Below are 17090 nucleotides of genomic sequence, written 5' to 3' on the forward strand. Positions count from 1 at the left end.
GCGGCAACCCGCTGGCCTGCCGCGTGGGCTGCAGCGTGCTCGACATCATGCAGCGCGATCACATCCCGCAACGCGCTGCCGCCTCGGGCCGACGCTTGCTGGCGGCGTTGAAACTGGCGCTGGGCAGCCATCCTGAGGTGGTGTCCGTTCGCGGTATCGGTTTGATGATCGGGATTGAACTCAACCGCCCGTGCGCCGAGCTGGTCGGCCGTGCCCGCGAAGAACAACGCCTGCTGATCACCGTCACGCGGGGCACCACCGTGCGCCTGTTGCCGCCGTTGATCTGCACTGACGCACAGATCGACGACATCGCCGCACGCATCACGCGCCTGTTGTCACCCGGAGTTTGAATTCTCGACCAAGGACACTTTGCCATGTACGACTCGACACTGACCCTCAATGCCTTCGACCCTGAGCTGTATGAATCGATACACAACGAAGAGCATCGCCAGGAAGACCATATCGAGCTGATCGCCTCGGAAAACTATGCCAGCCCGCTGGTGATGAAAACCCAGAGCACGGTGCTCACCAACAAGTACGCCGAAGGCTACCCCGGCAAGCGCTATTACAGCGGCTGCGAGTACGTCGATGTGGCCGAGCGTTTGGCCATCAAGCGGGCTAAGGCCCTGTTCGACTGCGACTACGCCAACGTGCAGCCGCATGCGGGCGCCCAGGCCAACGCGGCGGTGTTCCTGGCCCTGATCAACCCCGGTGATACGGTAATGGGCATGAACCTGGCCCAGGGCGGTCACCTGACCCACGGCAACCCGGCCAATTTCTCCGGGCGCCACTACCGTATCGTGCCTTACGGGCTGGACCCGAAAACCGGCTTTCTCGATTATGACGAGATGGAGCGCATCGCCCTGCAGACGCGCCCCAAAATGCTGATCGGCGGTTTTTCCGCGTATTCGCGGTACAAGGACTGGGCCCGCATGCGCAGCATCGCCGACAAGGTCGGGGCTATCTTCTGGGTCGATATGGCCCACGTCGCCGGCCTGGTCGCCGCGGGCGAATACCCGGACCCGCTGCCCCATGCGCATGTGGTCACCAGCACCACGCACAAAACCCTGCGCGGGCCGCGCGGTGGTCTGATTTTGTCCAAGGGACAGGATGACGCCTTCTACAAAAAGCTCGATTCCGCGGTGTTTCCCGGCGTGCAGGGCGGCCCGTTGATGCACCAGATCGCGGCCAAGGCCGTGGCCTTCAAGGAAGCGCTCACGCCGGAGTTCAGCGTCTACCAGACCCAGGTGGTCATCAACGCCCGCGCCATGGCCGGGGTCTTACAAGAGCGCGGCTACAAGATCGTCTCGGGCGGCACCGACAACCACATGATGCTGATCGACCTGTCCGACAAACCCTACACCGGCAAGGAAGCCGACGCGGCCCTGAGCAGTGCCTATATCACCGCCAACAAAAACTCGGTGCCGAACGACCCGCGCTCACCGTTTGTGACCTCCGGCCTGCGTATCGGCACCCCGGCGGTGACCACCCGTGGGTTTGGCGTGGAGAGCTGCAAGCAAGTGGCCGGCTGGTTGTGCGACGTACTGGACGCCCTGGAAAACGGCGACAGCGACAAGGTCGGACACCACGTGCGCGAACAGGTTGTCGCGCTGTGCCGGCGTTTTCCGGTCTATCGCTGAGTGTGGGCTGGCCACCGCCTGATCGGGTGGTGGCCGCGTCCCTTTCAGATCCAAGGTCCTGAAAGCGTTGCCGCAAATCAGGGCCTGGCGGCGATTTCCTCCAGATGGTGTAAAAGGTCTTGAGGGTCCTCGTACACCCTCAGGGCTCCGGCCCTTTCAAGCTCGCTGATGTCGTAGCCGCCTGAAAGCAAGCCGACGCCTGTCGCCTTGCAACGCCTCGCGGCAAGCATGTCCCAAATGGCATCGCCAACCACCACACAGTCTTCAATCGGTGCCTTGAGCTTTTGCGCTGCGGCCAGGAAAAGATCTGGATCGGGTTTGCCATATTTGACATCGTCGCGGGTGATTATATTGATGTCGTCAATGTCCAGGCCAAGCGCTTCCAAGTTGATTTTGGCTGTAGAAAGACCACCGCTGGTGGCGATACACCACTGTATTTTTTCGCGGGTGAGCGTCTTTAATAGCTCGACTGAACCTGGCAGCGCGGTGATTTGGCTTTTGAGCGCCTCATAGGCAGCAGCATGTTTTTTACTGAGCGTCTTGCCTTGCTCTTCAGTAATTTCAACACCGGTTTCACGTGACAAGGTTTTCAACATCAGACCTCCGCTCATACCGATCTTTCGGTGAATACGCCACATGGCCAGTGGGATGTTCTCGGAATCGAGTGCCTGTTTCCATGCCGCTACGTTTTGGTACACGCTGTCGGTCAGCGTGCCATCAAGGTCGAATATGAACGATGTTTGGGGTCGCATGGAAATTCTCCGATAAATGACAGTCTCGCGCTTACAGATCTGAGACTCGAGACCGCCACGCGTTCATTTTTTCCAGGCGATGCGCTGTTCCTCGTAATCAGAAAAAGCCAAACCCAAATCGCCCGGCCAATTTTCGCCGCATTAAAATTTGAACCGCCAGTGAATGCGCTCCCCTAACGATTAGCTTGTGAAGAATTGCACAGGCCATTGCCAATAACGGCATACTCCAAGAGGTGAGCGACATGGCTAAAGACGAGAAGAAAAGCAAAGGTGACGCTTCGAAGGCCAGTAAGGAATTGAAAGACAAGAAGTCCTCACCCGCAAAAAAATCCGCCGCCGCATCGGCGCTTTCAAAATCTTCTGAAAAGAAAGACAAGAAAAAAGAATCCGAGCCAAAAAAATCTGTAAAAAAAGCGGATAGCAAGCCGGAAAAAGCCAAGAAATCAGAGAAGGCAGAGAAACCTGCAAAAAAGAAAAAGTGAGATCTGCTAGGGCTTGATGCCCTAGCTTTTTCAAGCGGCACTGTCGTCTGTGAAAGCTGGATCGATAGCACTCAGCGCCGCTGCTGACAATGCCGTGATCGCGCTGCGGGCGCACCAGGCGTACGTTGCCGGGTTGTGCGCTGAGCCCAGTGAACTATGCTCTGCGTGCACGTTTGTATTGCGATCATCGGGTTGTGGACAGGGCACCATGGATAAGCGGCTTGCAGGCCTTTCGTTTCTGCTGACCCTCGGCTGGGTAGTCGCCGTGGCGTTTGTGATGTGGTACTTCTACGAAAACTAGCCCATCGGCTCTATCAACGCCCGCCCCTTGTTTCTGACATTGCCGACGGCCGTATCGACTTTGAACCACTCGAAGGCCTGCGCCGGCTCGCCTTGGTTCAGTACCATCTGCTCAGCGCGCTCCTTGGGCGTGGCCGGATCAAGCCATTCCCGGGCCAGCTCCGGTGCCAGCACCACAGGCCGGCGGTCGTGAATGTCCACCATGCCGCCAGCGCTGTCGGCGGTGATGATCACGAAGCCGTCGTGCTCGCCGGGGCCTCCATTGCTGGCGGGCAGTTGACCAATCGCTGCGCAGAGCACCGCCGCACCGTCCCGCCGGCGGATCAGGTAGGGCTGCTTTTTCGGGCTGCCTTCATCCACCCATTCAAACCAGTTGTCTATCGGCGTGATCGCCCGGTGTGGCCATATGGCCCGGAAGAACGGGCTGTGCGCTACCTTTTCGACGCGAGCATTGATCGGCGCCATGCGGTCCCTGGCCCAGTGCGGCTTCCATCCCCAACGTACCCAGTCGGCATGCAGCAGGTCACCCTGCCTGTGGAGAAGGGCTACCTGAGTGGAAGGTGCCACGTTGTATCGCTCAATCGGCTCGTCGCCCACGGAGTTTGCGAGGGCATTGGGCATGCTCAGCGCTGCAACGAAGTCGTGGATTCCTCGGTATTGCGTCAGTCTTCCGCACATGGCCAGGCCCTCACTCTGAAACCTGAGCTTAGACGAAGGCAGCTTCTAACCGAAGATGACAATTGAGGAGCGCAAAACAAAAGGGCCTGCTCAGGTTTCCCTGGCAAGCCCTTGATATCTTTGGTGCCGAACCCGGAATCGAATGACTGTATAACATATTGAAAGTATTCAAGTATTTTCTTGGTTCGTGAAAGTTTTATCCCTAAAAATATCCTATTAGGAGTGAAGGCTTCTGGGGCGGTGACGGCCCCAGACCTGCGTTAGAGATCGTAGCTAAAGCTAGCCATTATCGAGCGATCATCCTGCCGGTTGCCAAAGGTACTCATCGCATTCAAGTTCATGCCCCATCCTGAAGGAAGATGGATGTCGACTTGCGCGCTCAGGCGCCCGAATGGTCTTTCGTCCGTCCCGTTGACGGGGGTTTTGATGTTGAAATTGGGCGCGTTGCGTTGAAAGCTTTCAAGCGTTCGATCGCTGTCGGTCACGACTTGCTCTGCGGTCAGGCGCAGCAGTGACTCTACGGATGCCCCGTGGCTATTGATGCGCTTTCCTATCTGCCCACCCAGGCTGGCATTCAGTTGTTCGTATTGCTGGCCGCGCACACCCATTTGCAGTAATGAATCGCCTTGCTCGGAGTAGCCACTGATTCTGCTACGCCAGTAATCCAGGCCGATCACCGGGGCCAACTCAACCGATTCAAAGTGAAACCACCGGCCTGCACGTACTGCGGCACTCAAGACATTGGCATTGGGTGAGGCAGACAGGCTGTCGAAAACGCCGGCCCGTGAGATATCGAACTGGCCTGCGCCATAGGCCACCCCCATATTGATAAATGTTCCTCGTGCGGCAAAGCTCGCGAGGACCGCGGCCTGGCCCATTTGCAATGCGGTGTTGCTGCCACCTCTGGTTGCTTGTCTCGATTCGATATCTGAGTAGTTAAGAGCTGCTCCGAGCGTCCATTCACTTGAGAGTCGGTAGTCGACTCCGATACTGATGGTGTCGCTCTTCAAGGTGTTTTTTCCGCGATCGAGCCCAGGCCCCGGTATCTGCGAATGATCGGCCCCATGGGCTGTGCCACCGTTGATAAACACCGTCCATGACGAAGCTTGATCGCGCTCCTGAAGATCGATACCCCGCAGGTCATATCGACTGATCAGCGGCTGAAGAAAATTGGCGCCTGCTGAACCGACCATGGTCGATTGCACGCTGAGCGTGTTTCGAGCATTGATGATATTGGCGATATAACTCGCAATAAGTCTTTCAAAGCGGTCGGTCTAATGAATGCTGTCCTTCATTAAGTAAGTGTTTTGTTGTGCAAGTGTCAACGTGTCGCATTGGTTTGCCTCGCAGTTATCCAGGCTGGTGACATGAGTGAAACCATATTTCACGGGATCGCTGACCGTATTTCTCAATAAGGTCAGTACATCGAAATAGTAGATGTTCACGTTGGAAATATTAAGCGCCAGCAGTTTCTGGTTGAAGTTTTTGCCAGCATTTGAAAGCGCTTCAAGGCCCGGATCTACCGCGGACGAAGGGCCTGCCAATAACGAGACGTCATCAGAACCAATCAGCACAACGTTATGTGCGCCCAGTGCCTGAAGTGTGCGGATGCCTGTTTCTATATTGTTGACGTAGGTATCCAGTGCCGCGAGGGATGCGTCATCGAAAATGTCGTTGGTGCCAATCCAGATACCAACCAGGTCATTTTCGCCGAGGAATTTTTTTCCACTGACCACGTCACTGCGGAACTTTTCAATTTGGGTTAGAAAACCGGTCGGTGCTCCCACCAAGGCGTCATCAAAACCGCTATATCCACTTTTTGCGCCGCCGATTGCATAGCCATTGGTGTCGCTGAATGAAAGTCCGGACAGACCGGGTAATACTTCGGCCCATGTGCTGCCATTGGTGAATTTCCCATCTGCGCCCGGGTAGCGACCCGGGGCGTTACCGATGGCTGCGCCAAATTCACGCACTGAAATACCATTGTCGGTGAGGCTGTCGCCAAAGGAGTAGAAAGAATTGGCCTGGGCGGAGTAAGACGATAGCGACAAGGCGCCAGCGATCAGGATACTGCGGACTCGCGTGTCTGTGATATTCACTGTCTCTTCCTGTTTTTATTGTTTTGGCAGCGATTCCGTAAATACGGAAAAGTGTATTGGTGATGTAGCCATACGTTCTGGATCGAGAGGATTATGCGCAGGGTAGGGTGAGGTACAAATGCCAGAATTTAAAAAATCACTTGTGTATTTTCTAAACTAATCTACGGATAGTTGTACGTTTGTGTATTTGCAACTTGTTTATGGCCGTTATCAGGAAGTCCTGCAGAAATTTATGTTGCTGGCGTTGATCTATCGCTGAGCCTGCCAGCCAGGTCGGGGCAAATTGCAGTAGGTTCGCGATAAGCCTGGCGATGAGTTCGGCTTCAGGATCAAATATTTGAGCAGGTGTGCCCAAGGTCCTATAAAGATCGCCTTTGTAGTCTTCACGCAGGGTTTGCAAACGCTGCTGTTGCTCTTCGGTCAAGCACCCAATGTCCCGTTCCGCCAGGCGGAAGTGCCAGGGCATCTCTGCATGCAGGCGAAGGTGTACCTGAATTAACAGGTTGAGTTTTTCCGGCTTTTTCACCGCTAAGCGCCTGACGCTGGCGACGGCGGCAAGCAACTCCTCATATAACTCTTCAATCAGGTCGAACAACAAGTCCTGCTTACTGGGGTAATGGTGGTAAAGCGCGCCGGGTGACAGGCCCAGGGAGGAGGCAAGTTCACGCATGCCAACCTGACTGAAGCCTTTGCTGGCCAGCAGTTCCAGCACCTGGGGCCGGTACTGGCCGAAATGCGACCGTCGTTCAGAAACAGGCATCGTCGGGCCTCTCGATAGCTCAAAAAAAGGGAGCGTGACGCGATTGCGCCACGCTCCCGTTAGAAGTTTTCAGTGCTGTGCGGCTTTCTCAGCTCCCCAGCCGGTTTCGGCGCGTACGCTTTGCTGCTCGTATGCATCACGTTCGCTCGTAGTGCTCGGGCTGCGATCCAGGCAGGAAACGCTCCACGCGACGGCGAAGGCCAACGGCATCGAGAACAGGGCGGGGTAGTCGTACGGGAACAAGGCCTCGGGGTGATGCAGTACTTTGACCCATACCCCCGGCGACAGCAGCACCAGCGCCAGTGAGCTGACCAAACCGCTCAGCCCGCCCCATAGAGCGCCGCGGCTGGTGAGGCCTTTCCAGTACATAGCCAGCAGCAGAATGGGAAAATTCGACGAGGCCGCAATACCAAATGCCAGCGCCACCAGGAACGCCACGTTCTGACCCTTGAATAGAATCCCCAGCGCAACTGCCAGCACACCCAGGATCACGGTGGCCCAACGGCTGACGCGCATTTCCTTGCCACTGTCGGCTTTGCCCTTGCACAACACGTTGGCGTAGAGGTCATGGGATATCGCGGACGCGCCGGCAAGCGCCAGGCCCGACACCACGGCCAGGATCGTCGCGAAGGCAACGGCGGCGAGGAAGCCGAACATCAGCTCACCGCCCAAGGCTTGTGCCAGGTGCATGATTGCCATGTTCACACCACCCAGCAGGGGGCCGCCAATCACGCCTTGGTCGAAGTAGCTGGGATCGGTACCGACGATGCTGATGGCGGCGGTGCCGAGGATGCACACCAGGATAAAAAACAGACCGATCAAACCATAGGCCACCAGCACCGATTTGCGCGCCGCCTTTGCATCCGGCACGGTGAAAAAGCGCATCATGATATGCGGCAAACCGGCGATGCCGAACACCAGCCCCAAGGACAGGGAAATCATCGACACCGGGTCCGTGGCGATCTTCAATGGTCCGAGAATCAGCTGGCCGCTCTGGTGGGTCGCGACGGCGCTGTCAATCATGCGCTCCATGCTGAAACCAAAGTGCTGGAAGGCCAGCCCTGTCAGCAGGATGCCGCCACTGAGCAGCAGCACGGCCTTGATGATCTGCACCCAGGTGGTCGCCACCATGCCGCCGAACGTGACGTACACCACCATCAGCACACCGACGCAGACCACCGCGACTTCGTAGTCAAGGCCGAACAGCAAGTTGATCAATTGTCCGGCGCCGACCATCTGCACAATCAAGTAGAAACACACGATGACGAACGAACTGAACGCCGAAAACAAGCGAGTGGTCACCGGGTCGAGGCGGTAGGCGATGATGTCGGCCAGGGTGTAGCGCCCCAGGTTGCGTAGACGCTCGGCCATCAGGAACATGATCAAGGGCCAGCCAAGAATCGCACTGACCGAGTAGATCATGCCGTCGAACCCGGTTGAAAACACCATGCTCGATACGCCCAGCAACACGGCGGCGGACATGTAGTCCCCGGCAATCGCAAAGCCATTTTGCACACCACTGATGCCGCCTCCGGCCGTATAGAAGTCCGCTGCTGAGCGCGTGCGGCCAGCCGCCCAGTAGGTGATGCCGACGGTGGTGACAACGAAGGCCAGGAAAATCGCAATGGCGGTCATATTGGGTTGGCGCGCCACAGCTTGGCTGGCTTGTGCCAGGGTCGCAAAGCTGATCAGGCATAGCACCCCAGTGCCCAACAATAGGCGAGGAGCCCTCATGGTTGCACCTCCAACAGCAGCGCCTGGTTCAGCTTGTCGAATACGTGGTTGGCGCGAAATACGTACAGCCCGGTCAATAGCCAGGAGCCGACAATCAGGATGAGTGCCGACCAGATCCCCAGCGTGATGCCACCGCCCACAGGCACATGTAGCAGGACGTGGGGGAACCAGGACACCGCTGCGACAAACAGCGAATAGAGCCCTAACACAATGGCGCTGAGGGTGAAGGTCAGGCGAGCGCGGCGCCGGACCAGTTCGCGATAACGCGGGCTGCTGCGCAACGCCTGGTAGGCAGGGTGCAATGACATGTTGAGCTCCTTGATACCTTGATTGTTATTGGCTGGAGTTTTTTGTTATGGGGTTGCCATGCTTGCGCACAGCGGGTGCTGCATTACGGTCCGCAGCGTTTTCACCCCGCGCGAAGTGCGTGGTGAATCTGCCTTGCAGGGGCAACGTGGACGTCATGTCCGGTGTAGGTGGCGCTAGCTTATCCAGTGCTCCACTGGCGATTAAATAACCCGATCCGCCGATTAACTTGCATAACCCGCCAGTCCTGCGCGGCGCCTGTACCTCAGGTTTTTCGCGGGCTGCACCAGCGCGTGGGGGAGAGACCGAAGGCCTTCTTGAAGTGTCGGGTCATATGGCTCTGGTCGAAGAAACCAGCTTCGACCGACGCATCCGACAATCCTTGCCCGGCCTGGACCAGCGCCTTGACCCGGTCGAGGCGCCGTAGCGTCAGGTAGCGATGGGGGCTGGTGCCGAAAAACTCCCGGAAGTCACTCGATAGGCTCCAGCGGTCGCGCCCGGCGCAGTGGGCGAGGTCGTCGAGGGTAATCGCCTGGTCGAGGTTGTCGTCTATGTATTCGCGTGCGATGGCGGCAGCCGCAAAGTGATGGGACGCGCTGACAACGCCGCTGTTGGCGACGCTGGCGAGGGTGATAACGAACGTGTAAAGCGCGTCATCCTCGGCCATGGAGTCCAGGTCGGCATCCAGTGTATTGAGCAGTGCGTCGGCGGCCATCGCCAGTTGCTGATCCTGCGTGATACAGGCGCCGAAAAAGGGCAGGGCGCTGCCCTTGATGATGTCTTGAACCAGAGACGGCGGCACATACACGCCACGATAGTGGAAGCCGGCGTCGGAGCCGGCGCAACCATCATGGGATTCATCCGGATGGATGATCATGGTTTCGCCGGGCAGGCACAGTTTGCATTCACCCCGATAGTGAAAGCGGTGTACGCCCGACAGGGTGCGCCCGATGGCATAGGTATCGTGTCGGTGCGGATCAAACGCGTGCGAACCGAAGTAGGCTTCAAAACGCTCCACTTTTGAGGTTGGCGTTGCGTGTTTGACCCAGTCTTGTTTCGGTTGTTCGTTCTGCATGTTGGCGCACCGAGGCGATACCGCTGTTGTCTGGCAGAGCATAAGCAGAGGCATCGCCGTTTGGCTTGGACGTTTGTGGGTTTAACCTGGCCGGCGGTTTTTGCGGGGCAAAAGCAGACTGGTGGGTTATACCCGCTCAAGAATGGCGGCAATCCCTTGCCCACCGCCGATGCACATGGTGACCAGGGCATAGCGTCCGCCACTGCGTTGCAACTCGTGGATCGCCTTGATCGCAATCACTGCGCCGGTCGCGCCCACCGGGTGCCCGAGGGAGATGCCCGAACCATTGATATTGACCTTGTCCGGGTCAAACTCCAGTTGCTGCGCCACGGCACAGGCCTGTGCGGCAAAGGCTTCATTCGACTCGATTACATCAATGTCCTGGATGTTCAAGCCGGCGCGCTTCAGGGCCAGGCGGGTCGCCGGTACCGGGCCGAGGCCCATGTAATCCGGGTCAACGCCGGCATGGGCATACGCGACCAGGCGTGCGAGAGGCGGCAGGTTGTGTTGCTGGATCGCGCCGGCGTCTGCCAGCACCACCGCGGCTGCGCCATCGTTGAGGCTTGACGCGTTGCCGGCGGTGACCGTTCCGCCTTTCTGAAAGACTGGTTGCATCCGACACAGCTGTTCGAGGTCGATGTTGACGCGCACGTTTTCATCTGTGTCGAAGAGCGTCGTCTGGCGCTTAATTTGCACGTCGACCGGAACGATCTGCGCCTCGAAGCGGCCTTCGCTGATGGCGCGAGCAGCGCGCTCCTGGCTTTGCAGGGCCAGGCGGTCCTGCATGTCGCGGGTGATGCCGTAGCGCTTGGCGATATTTTCGGCGGTCACGCCCATGTGAGTTCGCTTCCACGGGTCATGCAGGATGCCATTCATGTAGTCCACGGCCTGGCTATCACCCAGACGGCTGCCCCAGCGGAGGTTGGGCAGCAGGTACGGTCCACGGCTCATGGACTCCGCGCCACCGGCAACGGCCAGGGCAAAATCCCCCAGTAAAATACCTTGTGCGGCACTCACTATCGCTTGTAGCCCGGAACCACATAGGCGGTTGACGTTGAAGGCCGGGGTTTCATGGGGCATCCCGGCACCGATGGCCGCGACTCTGGAGAGATAGGCATCACGTGACTCGGTGGGCACTACATTGCCCATGACAACATGGCCGATAGGCTCGCCATCGATCCCGGCATGGGCCAAGGCGCCTTTGACGGCGACGGTAGCCAGGTCAACCAGGGGCACATCTTTCAGGCTGCCGCCAAAACTGCCGATGGCGGTGCGCGCGGTGCCAACGAAAAACACATCTTTGTGGGCCATGGAAGGCTCCCGTTTTGAGAGGTAAAAGTTGAAGGAGGTTCGTCGCAGCTAGGGCCGCGGTGGCCAGGTCATCTGTGTTTGAACACGGGCGCACGTTTTTCGACGAAGGCGGCCATGCCTTCCTTCTGGTCGGCGGTGGCAAAGATCGAATGGAACACGCGGCGCTCGAAGCGCACGCCCTCACTGAGGCTCGACTCGAAAGCACGGTTGACACTTTCCTTGACCAGCATGGCCGCCGGCAGGGATTTTTCGGCGATGGCGCTAGCGGCCCTGAGTGTTTCCTCCAACAGCTTGTCGACTGGGAAAACGCGCGCCACCAAGCCTGCCCGCTCGGCCTCTTCGGCGCCCATGTGGCGTCCGGACAGGCACATTTCCATTGCCTTGGCTTTGCCGATGGCGCGGGTCAGACGCTGTGTACCGCCAATACCCGGCAACACACCCAAGGTTATTTCCGGTAACCCGAAGCGCGCATTGTCGGCCGCATAGATGAAATCGCACATCACGGCAAGCTCGCAGCCGCCGCCCAGGGCATAGCCGGCCACGGCAGCGATCAGCGGCTTGCGGCGGCTGGCGATGCGGTCGGCGGCCGAGAAGAAATCATCGAGAAACACCTGAGGGTAGGTGAACTCGGCCATTTCCTTGATATCGGCACCGGCGGCAAAGGCCTTGATGGAGCCTGTGATGACCATACAGCCGACCGCCGGGTCGTTCTCCAGTTGATCCAGGGCCAGGTTAAGCTCGGTGATCACCTGGGTGTTAATGGCATTGAGTGATTGGGGGCGGTTCAACGTGATCAGACCGACGCGCTCATGGACTTCCAGCAGCAGGGTTTCAAACGGCATGGCTCAGACTCCGAAAGGTTTGCATTAACGGCCAGGCGATGGCTGCATTTTTCAAGCGGCCATTCGAGCAAGGTTGCGTTGGGTATGGGCTTTGGCCTAGCTTAGCCAGTGCGCCTGGGCCCTTGAAATAACCCGATCCGCCGAATAGTTTGCATATCACGCCATATCAGCCGTCAGCATAGGAGCGCAGCAGGTGGACCATCCCGTGGATAACACCTTGCCCATGACCTTCGTTCAAGGCTTGCTGCAAGGGGCGTTGAACATCTGCAGCGAGGCAGATATCCGTGGATTCGTCGGTGCTGCGGGCATTGCCGGACATTTGCTTGAGGCACCGGGTGCGCGGGTGACTTACGACCAGTTTGTGCGTTTGTATCAGCAGGTCGCGCTGGGTACCGATGATGAAGTGATGGGGCAGTTTTCCAGGCGCATGCGCAGCGGCACGCTCAAGTACTTGTGTGCGAGCCTGCTGGATGCTCGTTCACTGAGTAATGCGATGTACCGCTTTACGCGATTCTGGAATTTATTGCTGGACGACTATTGTTTTGGCTACGACGAGCACGACGGCCAGATGGTGATCTCGCTGGAGGCCCGTGATCCCGCCGCCAACGCCCAGCGCTGGGGGCACGAACTGATGATGAAACTGGTGCACGGCGTGGCCTCCTGGTTGGTCGGCCAGGAAATTCCGCTGCACAGCGTGGCGTTCTCCTTCGCTACGCCGGTGTATGCATCGGAATACATGCATATGTTTCCTGGCCCTGTCCGTTTCGAGCAGCCGTGCACGGCGTTGTCGTTCGATGCCGCGTGGGGCGCAATGCAGTTTCGCCGCAGCAAGGCCGAGTTACTGCCGTTCCTGCGCGAAGCGCCGCGCTACTGGCTGTTCACCACGTTGAAGGAGCGCCTGGTGGCACAACAGGTGCGGCAATACCTGTTGGCCCATCTCAAACAGGCTGACACCATCCAGGGCGCGGCCTCGGCGCTGTTGCTGTCGACCCGCACGCTGACGCGTCGGCTCAAGGAGGAAGGAACCAGTTACCAGATGGTCAAGGATGCGTTGCGCCGGGACATCGCCGTACAACAACTGATTCATACCGACCTCTCCATCATGCAGATTGCCTTGGGCTTGGGCTTTGATTCCACGGCGGTGTTTCACCGTGCCTTTCGTGGTTGGACCGGTAGCACACCCGGTGCATATCGGCGTCCAGGCGCAGACCTACAAACGTACAATCCAATTCCGGCGCCAGCCGATAAAGTCAGCTCCACATGACGGCTGACCCAGGCCGTCATCGCGACGGAGCAAGGTTATGACCCCTTTTCTGAGTTTGATCATTCGCCCTCATCGCAAGCGCAGCGACGGTGTTTACCTGCTGCTGGCGCTCCTGACGGGAGGCTTCTTTGGCGGCGTCATGGGGCTCAAGATTTCACTCGCGGCAGGGCTGGCGATTGGGGTGTTCTCCACGCTGGTGCTCTACACGATGTGGCGCTCGCCGGACTAGCCAGCCCTCATACCGCTTAGCCCCAAGACAGACGTAATACGCGCGGTCGTCTCCATGCAGCCGCGTGAGGGCAAGTCGCGCCTGCTCGTCACTAAAAACAATAAATACCCCAACCAAGGGGTGGAGTTGAATGATGACCCTGAAGACCGTCCAGCTCGACGATAAATACACGCTTACCCAAGGGCGTATTTTCATCACCGGCACCCAGGCCCTGGTTCGATTGTCCATGACCCAGCGTCAACGTGACCAGCAAGCGGGCCATCACACGGCTGGCTACATCTCCGGCTATCGGGGCTCGCCCCTGGGCGGCCTGGATGATCAGTTGGGCAAGGCGAAAAAACACCTTGAGCAGCACCACACCTTGTTTGTCCCAGGCATCAACGAAGATCTGGCGGCCACCACCATCTGGGGGGCGCAGCAGGCGCAGCTGAGCGGTGAGGGCAAGTATGACGGTGTGTTCGGCATGTGGTACGGCAAGGGGCCCGGCGTTGACCGCACCGGTGATGCGTTCCGGCATGCGAACCTCGCGGGCACCGCGCAGTTGGGCGGGGTGCTGGTGCTGATGGGCGATGACCATACCTGCGAATCGTCCAGTACCTGTCACCAGAGCGAATTTGCCATGGTCGACGCCATAATTCCGGTACTCAGCCCGTCCGGCGTCCAGGAAATCCTCGACTTCGGCCTGATCGGTTGGGCGTTGTCTCGCTATAGCGGCTGCTGGGTCGGCATCAAATGCGTCAAGGACACCGTGGAGGCCACGGCGACCATTGACGTCGACATCAACCGCGTGAAAATCCAAATCCCCCAGGATTTTGCCCTGCCGCCCGACGGCCTCAATATCCGCCAGCCCGATACCCCACACGCACAGGAAGCGCGGCTGCACCGCTACAAGCTGAATGCGGTGCGCGCCTTTGCCCGTGACAACGCGCTGGACCGCGTAGTCATTGATGCCCCTGGCGCTACGCTTGGCGTGATCACCCACGGCAAGAGCTACCTGGATGTACTGCAAGCACTTGACGACCTGAACCTGAGCGAACAGGCCGCCGCTGTCATGGGCTTGCGCATTTACAAGGTCGGGATGGTCTGGCCTCTGGAACCCAAAGGCGCGCTACGTTTTGCCGAGGGCCTGAACAAAATCCTGGTGGTGGAGGAGAAGCGCAGCCTGCTCGAATTCCAGCTCAAGGAGCAGTTCTACGGCCGCGCCGGCGCCCCGGTCATTGTCGGCAAACTGGATGAGGCGGGCCAGACGCTGTTCCAGTCGGAAATGGCCCTTGACTCCAACCAGATCGCTATCGCCCTGGGCGAACGCCTGCTCGAACTGGGTAGCAACTCCAGCCTGCGTCTGCGCATTGAAGAGCTGCGTGCCTACCAAGTGGTCAAGGGCGACACCGAGTTGCTGGCACGCAGTTATTACTTCTGCAGCGGCTGCCCGCACAGCTCGTCCACGGTGCTGCCGGAAGGCAGCAAAGGCTACGCCGGTATTGGCTGCCACTGGATGGCGCAGTCCATGGACCGCTCCACCCTGGGCTACACCCACATGGGCGGCGAAGGCATGGTGTGGGTCGGCGAGGCGCCGTTTTCCAAGCGCAAGCACATGTTCCAGAACATCGGCGATGGCACCTATTTCCACTCCGGGTATCTGGGCATACGCGCCGCCGTTTCCGCCGGCACCAACATCACCTTCAAGATTCTGTTCAACGACGCCGTGGCCATGACCGGCGGGCAGAAACACGATGGCGCATTGACCGTGCCGGCCATCGCTCATCAAGTCAGTGCCGAAGGGGTCAAGCGCATCGTGGTGGTCAGCGATGAGCCCCACAAATACCCGCTGGAGACCGCCTGGCCCGCCGGCGTGACCTTCCATCACCGTGACGAACTCGACAACGTCCAGCGCGAGATCCGCGAGGTGCGAGGCACGTCGGTGCTGATCTACGACCAGACCTGCGCAGCGGAAAAGCGTCGGCGCCGCAAGCGCGGTACTTTCCCCGACCCGGCCAAACGCATCGTGATCAACGACCTGGTGTGTGAAGGCTGTGGTGACTGTGGCGTGAAGTCCAACTGCGTGTCAGTGCAGCCGGTGGAAACCGAGTTTGGTCGCAAGCGTGCGATTGATCAGTCTTCCTGCAATAAAGACTATTCCTGCGTCAACGGCTTCTGCCCAAGCTTTGTCACCGTTGTTGGCGGCAGCCTGAGCAAGCCGGAGGCGGCCGTGCAGGGGCAGGCGGTACCGTTGCTGCCGGAACCGATGCGGCCGAGTATCGATGATCGGGTCTACAGCATTTTAGTCGCGGGCATGGGCGGCACTGGGGTCGTCACCATTGGCGCCATTTTGGGCATGGCTGCGCACCTTGAAGGGCGCGGCTGTGGCTTGCTCGATATGGCGGGCCTGGCCCAGAAGGGGGGATCGGTGTGGAGCCATCTGCGCTTCGGCCCCGACCCGCAGTCAATCAAGACCATCCGTATCGCCGCCGGTGGCGCCGACCTGGTGCTGGGCTGCGACCTGATTGTGGCGGGCAACACCAAGACCCTCGCGGCAACGCGCCATGGCAGCACCTACGTCTTGGCCAACACCCAGGAAACCATGCCGGGTGCCTTTACTCGCAATGCCGATATGCAATACCCCACCCAAGCGCTGCGGCGCAATATCGTCGAGGCAGTGGGCCAGGATCATGCCGAGTTCGTAGATTGCGGTCGCATCGCCACAGCGCTGTTGGGCGATAGCATCGCCGCCAACATGTTCATGCTCGGGTTTGCTTACCAGCGCGGGCTGATTCCTATCTCTGCGACTTCAATCGAATCGGCCATCGAACTCAATGGCGCGGCCAAAAAGATGAACACAGAAGCCTTCCGTTGGGGGCGCCAGGCAGCGGTCAACCCACAAGCCGTCGAGCAATTGCTGGAGTCCAAGGCTGCCCGCCAGGGTGTGCGTATTTCACCGGAGCCCGTCAAGACACTGGATGAGGTGATCGCTGTCCGTCAGCAGTTCCTTACCGAGTATCAGAACAGTGCCTACGCCCAACGCTACAGCGCCTTGGTCGAACAGGTACGTAACGCAGAACAACGGCTCGGCACTGGACGTAGCGAACTGACCCAGGCCGTTGCCAAGTACTACTTCAAATTGCTGGCGATCAAGGATGAGTACGAAGTCGCACGCCTGCATGTAGAAAGCGGTTTCCTTGACCGCATCTCCCAGCAGTTTGAAGGCGACTACAAACTGGTGTTCAACCTGGCCCCACCGCTGTTTGCCAAACGCGCGCCTGATACCGGACTGCCGAAGAAAAGCGAATTTGGCCCCTGGATCGTGCCGGTGTTCCGCCTGCTCGCCAAGCTGCGTGGGCTACGGGGGACTGCGCTGGATGTGTTCGGCTACTCCGTCGAGCGCCGTCAGGAGCGCGCACTGATCCAACGCTACGAGGCGGTGATTGCTGAGGTATTGCCGCTGCTGGAGGACGGTGGCGCGCATTACGACACGCTGCTGGAGCTGGTTTCGCTACCCGAGCAGATCCGCGGTTATGGGCACGTTCGCGCCAAAGCCATGGCGTTGGCCAGGCAGCGCGAAAGCGTTTTGCTGGATGTGTTGCGCGGTCGTGTGATCGCGCTGAAAAAAGTGGCTTGAGT

Annotated in this window: 16 protein-coding genes; 6 read left to right on the plus strand and 10 right to left on the minus strand. The window is 58.8% G+C overall.

Annotation, left to right across the window (positions count from 1 at the left end):
• Both WBR57_RS04755 and glyA read left to right on the plus strand, forming a co-directional pair.
• Window positions 1–350: aminotransferase class III-fold pyridoxal phosphate-dependent enzyme (locus WBR57_RS04755; RefSeq protein ID WP_424082605.1), on the plus strand; the 350-nt coding region annotated here is incomplete at its 5' end.
• 24 nt (window positions 351–374) lie between these two features.
• Window positions 375–1640, plus strand: coding sequence for a serine hydroxymethyltransferase (gene glyA, locus WBR57_RS04760; RefSeq protein ID WP_424082607.1), 1266 nt, complete (start codon window positions 375–377; stop codon window positions 1638–1640).
• Between the two features lie 77 nt (window positions 1641–1717).
• Here the strand turns inward: glyA and WBR57_RS04765 are convergent, their stop codons facing one another.
• Window positions 1718–2392, minus strand: coding sequence for an HAD family hydrolase (locus WBR57_RS04765; RefSeq protein WP_424082609.1), 675 nt, complete (start codon window positions 2390–2392; stop codon window positions 1718–1720).
• Between the two features lie 233 nt (window positions 2393–2625).
• Between WBR57_RS04765 and WBR57_RS04770 the strand changes: the two genes are divergently transcribed.
• Window positions 2626–2874, plus strand: a complete 249-nt coding sequence (locus WBR57_RS04770; RefSeq protein ID WP_424082611.1) for a hypothetical protein — start codon at window positions 2626–2628, stop codon at window positions 2872–2874.
• A gap of 297 nt (window positions 2875–3171) precedes the next feature.
• Here WBR57_RS04770 and WBR57_RS04775 read toward each other — a convergent pair whose 3' ends face one another.
• The 9 genes from WBR57_RS04775 to WBR57_RS04815 form a co-directional block, all read right to left on the minus strand.
• Window positions 3172–3852, minus strand: coding sequence for an SOS response-associated peptidase family protein (locus tag WBR57_RS04775; RefSeq protein WP_424082613.1), 681 nt, complete (start codon window positions 3850–3852; stop codon window positions 3172–3174).
• Window positions 3853–4112: 260 nt separating this feature from the next.
• Window positions 4113–5057: an autotransporter outer membrane beta-barrel domain-containing protein gene (locus WBR57_RS04780; RefSeq protein ID WP_424082615.1), complete on the minus strand. Its 945-nt coding sequence runs from the start codon at window positions 5055–5057 to the stop codon at window positions 4113–4115.
• A gap of 69 nt (window positions 5058–5126) precedes the next feature.
• Entirely contained in the window at window positions 5127–5951 is an 825-nt protein-coding gene (locus tag WBR57_RS04785) for an SGNH/GDSL hydrolase family protein (protein WP_424082617.1), read from the minus strand.
• Window positions 5952–6102: 151 nt separating this feature from the next.
• Complete coding sequence (locus WBR57_RS04790; protein ID WP_424082619.1) at window positions 6103–6711, minus strand: TetR/AcrR family transcriptional regulator; 609 nt, start codon at window positions 6709–6711, stop codon at window positions 6103–6105.
• A 69-nt stretch (window positions 6712–6780) separates the two neighbouring features.
• Window positions 6781–8445 (minus strand): cation/acetate symporter ActP, encoded by a 1665-nt coding sequence (gene actP / locus WBR57_RS04795; protein WP_424082621.1) that lies wholly within the window; start codon window positions 8443–8445, stop codon window positions 6781–6783.
• Window positions 8442–8753: a DUF485 domain-containing protein gene (locus tag WBR57_RS04800; RefSeq protein WP_424082623.1), complete on the minus strand. Its 312-nt coding sequence runs from the start codon at window positions 8751–8753 to the stop codon at window positions 8442–8444. The genes actP and WBR57_RS04800 overlap by 4 nt, the downstream gene beginning before the upstream one ends.
• Before the next feature lie 263 nt (window positions 8754–9016).
• Window positions 9017–9826 carry an AraC family transcriptional regulator gene (locus WBR57_RS04805; RefSeq protein WP_424082625.1) on the minus strand — a complete coding sequence of 270 codons (810 nt, stop codon included), beginning with the start codon at window positions 9824–9826 and terminating at the stop codon, window positions 9017–9019.
• Window positions 9827–9952: 126 nt separating this feature from the next.
• Window positions 9953–11137 (minus strand): acetyl-CoA C-acyltransferase family protein, encoded by a 1185-nt coding sequence (locus WBR57_RS04810; RefSeq protein ID WP_424082627.1) that lies wholly within the window; start codon window positions 11135–11137, stop codon window positions 9953–9955.
• Window positions 11138–11205: 68 nt separating this feature from the next.
• Window positions 11206–11979: an enoyl-CoA hydratase gene (locus WBR57_RS04815; protein WP_424082629.1), complete on the minus strand. Its 774-nt coding sequence runs from the start codon at window positions 11977–11979 to the stop codon at window positions 11206–11208.
• A gap of 193 nt (window positions 11980–12172) precedes the next feature.
• Between WBR57_RS04815 and WBR57_RS04820 the strand changes: the two genes are divergently transcribed.
• The 3 genes from WBR57_RS04820 to WBR57_RS04830 all read left to right on the plus strand — a co-directional run bounded on the left by WBR57_RS04820 (window position 12173) and on the right by WBR57_RS04830 (window position 17088).
• A complete protein-coding gene (locus tag WBR57_RS04820) occupies window positions 12173–13243 on the plus strand; it encodes an AraC family transcriptional regulator (RefSeq protein ID WP_424082630.1) in 1071 nt (356 codons plus the stop codon).
• Between the two features lie 37 nt (window positions 13244–13280).
• The gene (locus tag WBR57_RS04825; RefSeq protein ID WP_424082632.1) at window positions 13281–13472 is read left to right on the plus strand and encodes a hypothetical protein; all 192 of its coding nucleotides are present in this window, start codon (window positions 13281–13283) and stop codon (window positions 13470–13472) included.
• A gap of 133 nt (window positions 13473–13605) precedes the next feature.
• The gene (locus WBR57_RS04830) at window positions 13606–17088 is read left to right on the plus strand and encodes an indolepyruvate ferredoxin oxidoreductase family protein (protein WP_424082634.1); all 3483 of its coding nucleotides are present in this window, start codon (window positions 13606–13608) and stop codon (window positions 17086–17088) included.
• The last annotated feature ends 2 nt before the right edge of the window (window positions 17089–17090 follow it).

The sequence above is a fragment of the Pseudomonas sp. genome (assembly GCF_049590575.1).
GTDB lineage: Bacteria > Pseudomonadota > Gammaproteobacteria > Pseudomonadales > Pseudomonadaceae > Aquipseudomonas.

Bases quoted from the DNA above. Each gene is read 5' to 3' on its own strand.
- glyA (WP_424082607.1), top strand. From the start codon at position 375: ATGTACGACTCGACACTGACCCTCAATGCCTTCGACCCTGAGCTGTAT.
- WBR57_RS04765 (WP_424082609.1), bottom strand. From the start codon at position 2,392: ATGCGACCCCAAACATCGTTCATATTCGACCTTGATGGCACGCTGACC.
- WBR57_RS04775 (WP_424082613.1), bottom strand. From the start codon at position 3,852: ATGTGCGGAAGACTGACGCAATACCGAGGAATCCACGACTTCGTTGCA.
- WBR57_RS04790 (WP_424082619.1), bottom strand. From the start codon at position 6,711: ATGCCTGTTTCTGAACGACGGTCGCATTTCGGCCAGTACCGGCCCCAG.
- actP (WP_424082621.1), bottom strand. From the start codon at position 8,445: ATGAGGGCTCCTCGCCTATTGTTGGGCACTGGGGTGCTATGCCTGATC.
- WBR57_RS04800 (WP_424082623.1), bottom strand. From the start codon at position 8,753: ATGTCATTGCACCCTGCCTACCAGGCGTTGCGCAGCAGCCCGCGTTAT.
- WBR57_RS04805 (WP_424082625.1), bottom strand. From the start codon at position 9,826: ATGCAGAACGAACAACCGAAACAAGACTGGGTCAAACACGCAACGCCA.
- WBR57_RS04810 (WP_424082627.1), bottom strand. From the start codon at position 11,137: ATGGCCCACAAAGATGTGTTTTTCGTTGGCACCGCGCGCACCGCCATC.
- WBR57_RS04815 (WP_424082629.1), bottom strand. From the start codon at position 11,979: ATGCCGTTTGAAACCCTGCTGCTGGAAGTCCATGAGCGCGTCGGTCTG.
- WBR57_RS04825 (WP_424082632.1), top strand. From the start codon at position 13,281: ATGACCCCTTTTCTGAGTTTGATCATTCGCCCTCATCGCAAGCGCAGC.
- WBR57_RS04830 (WP_424082634.1), top strand. From the start codon at position 13,606: ATGACCCTGAAGACCGTCCAGCTCGACGATAAATACACGCTTACCCAA.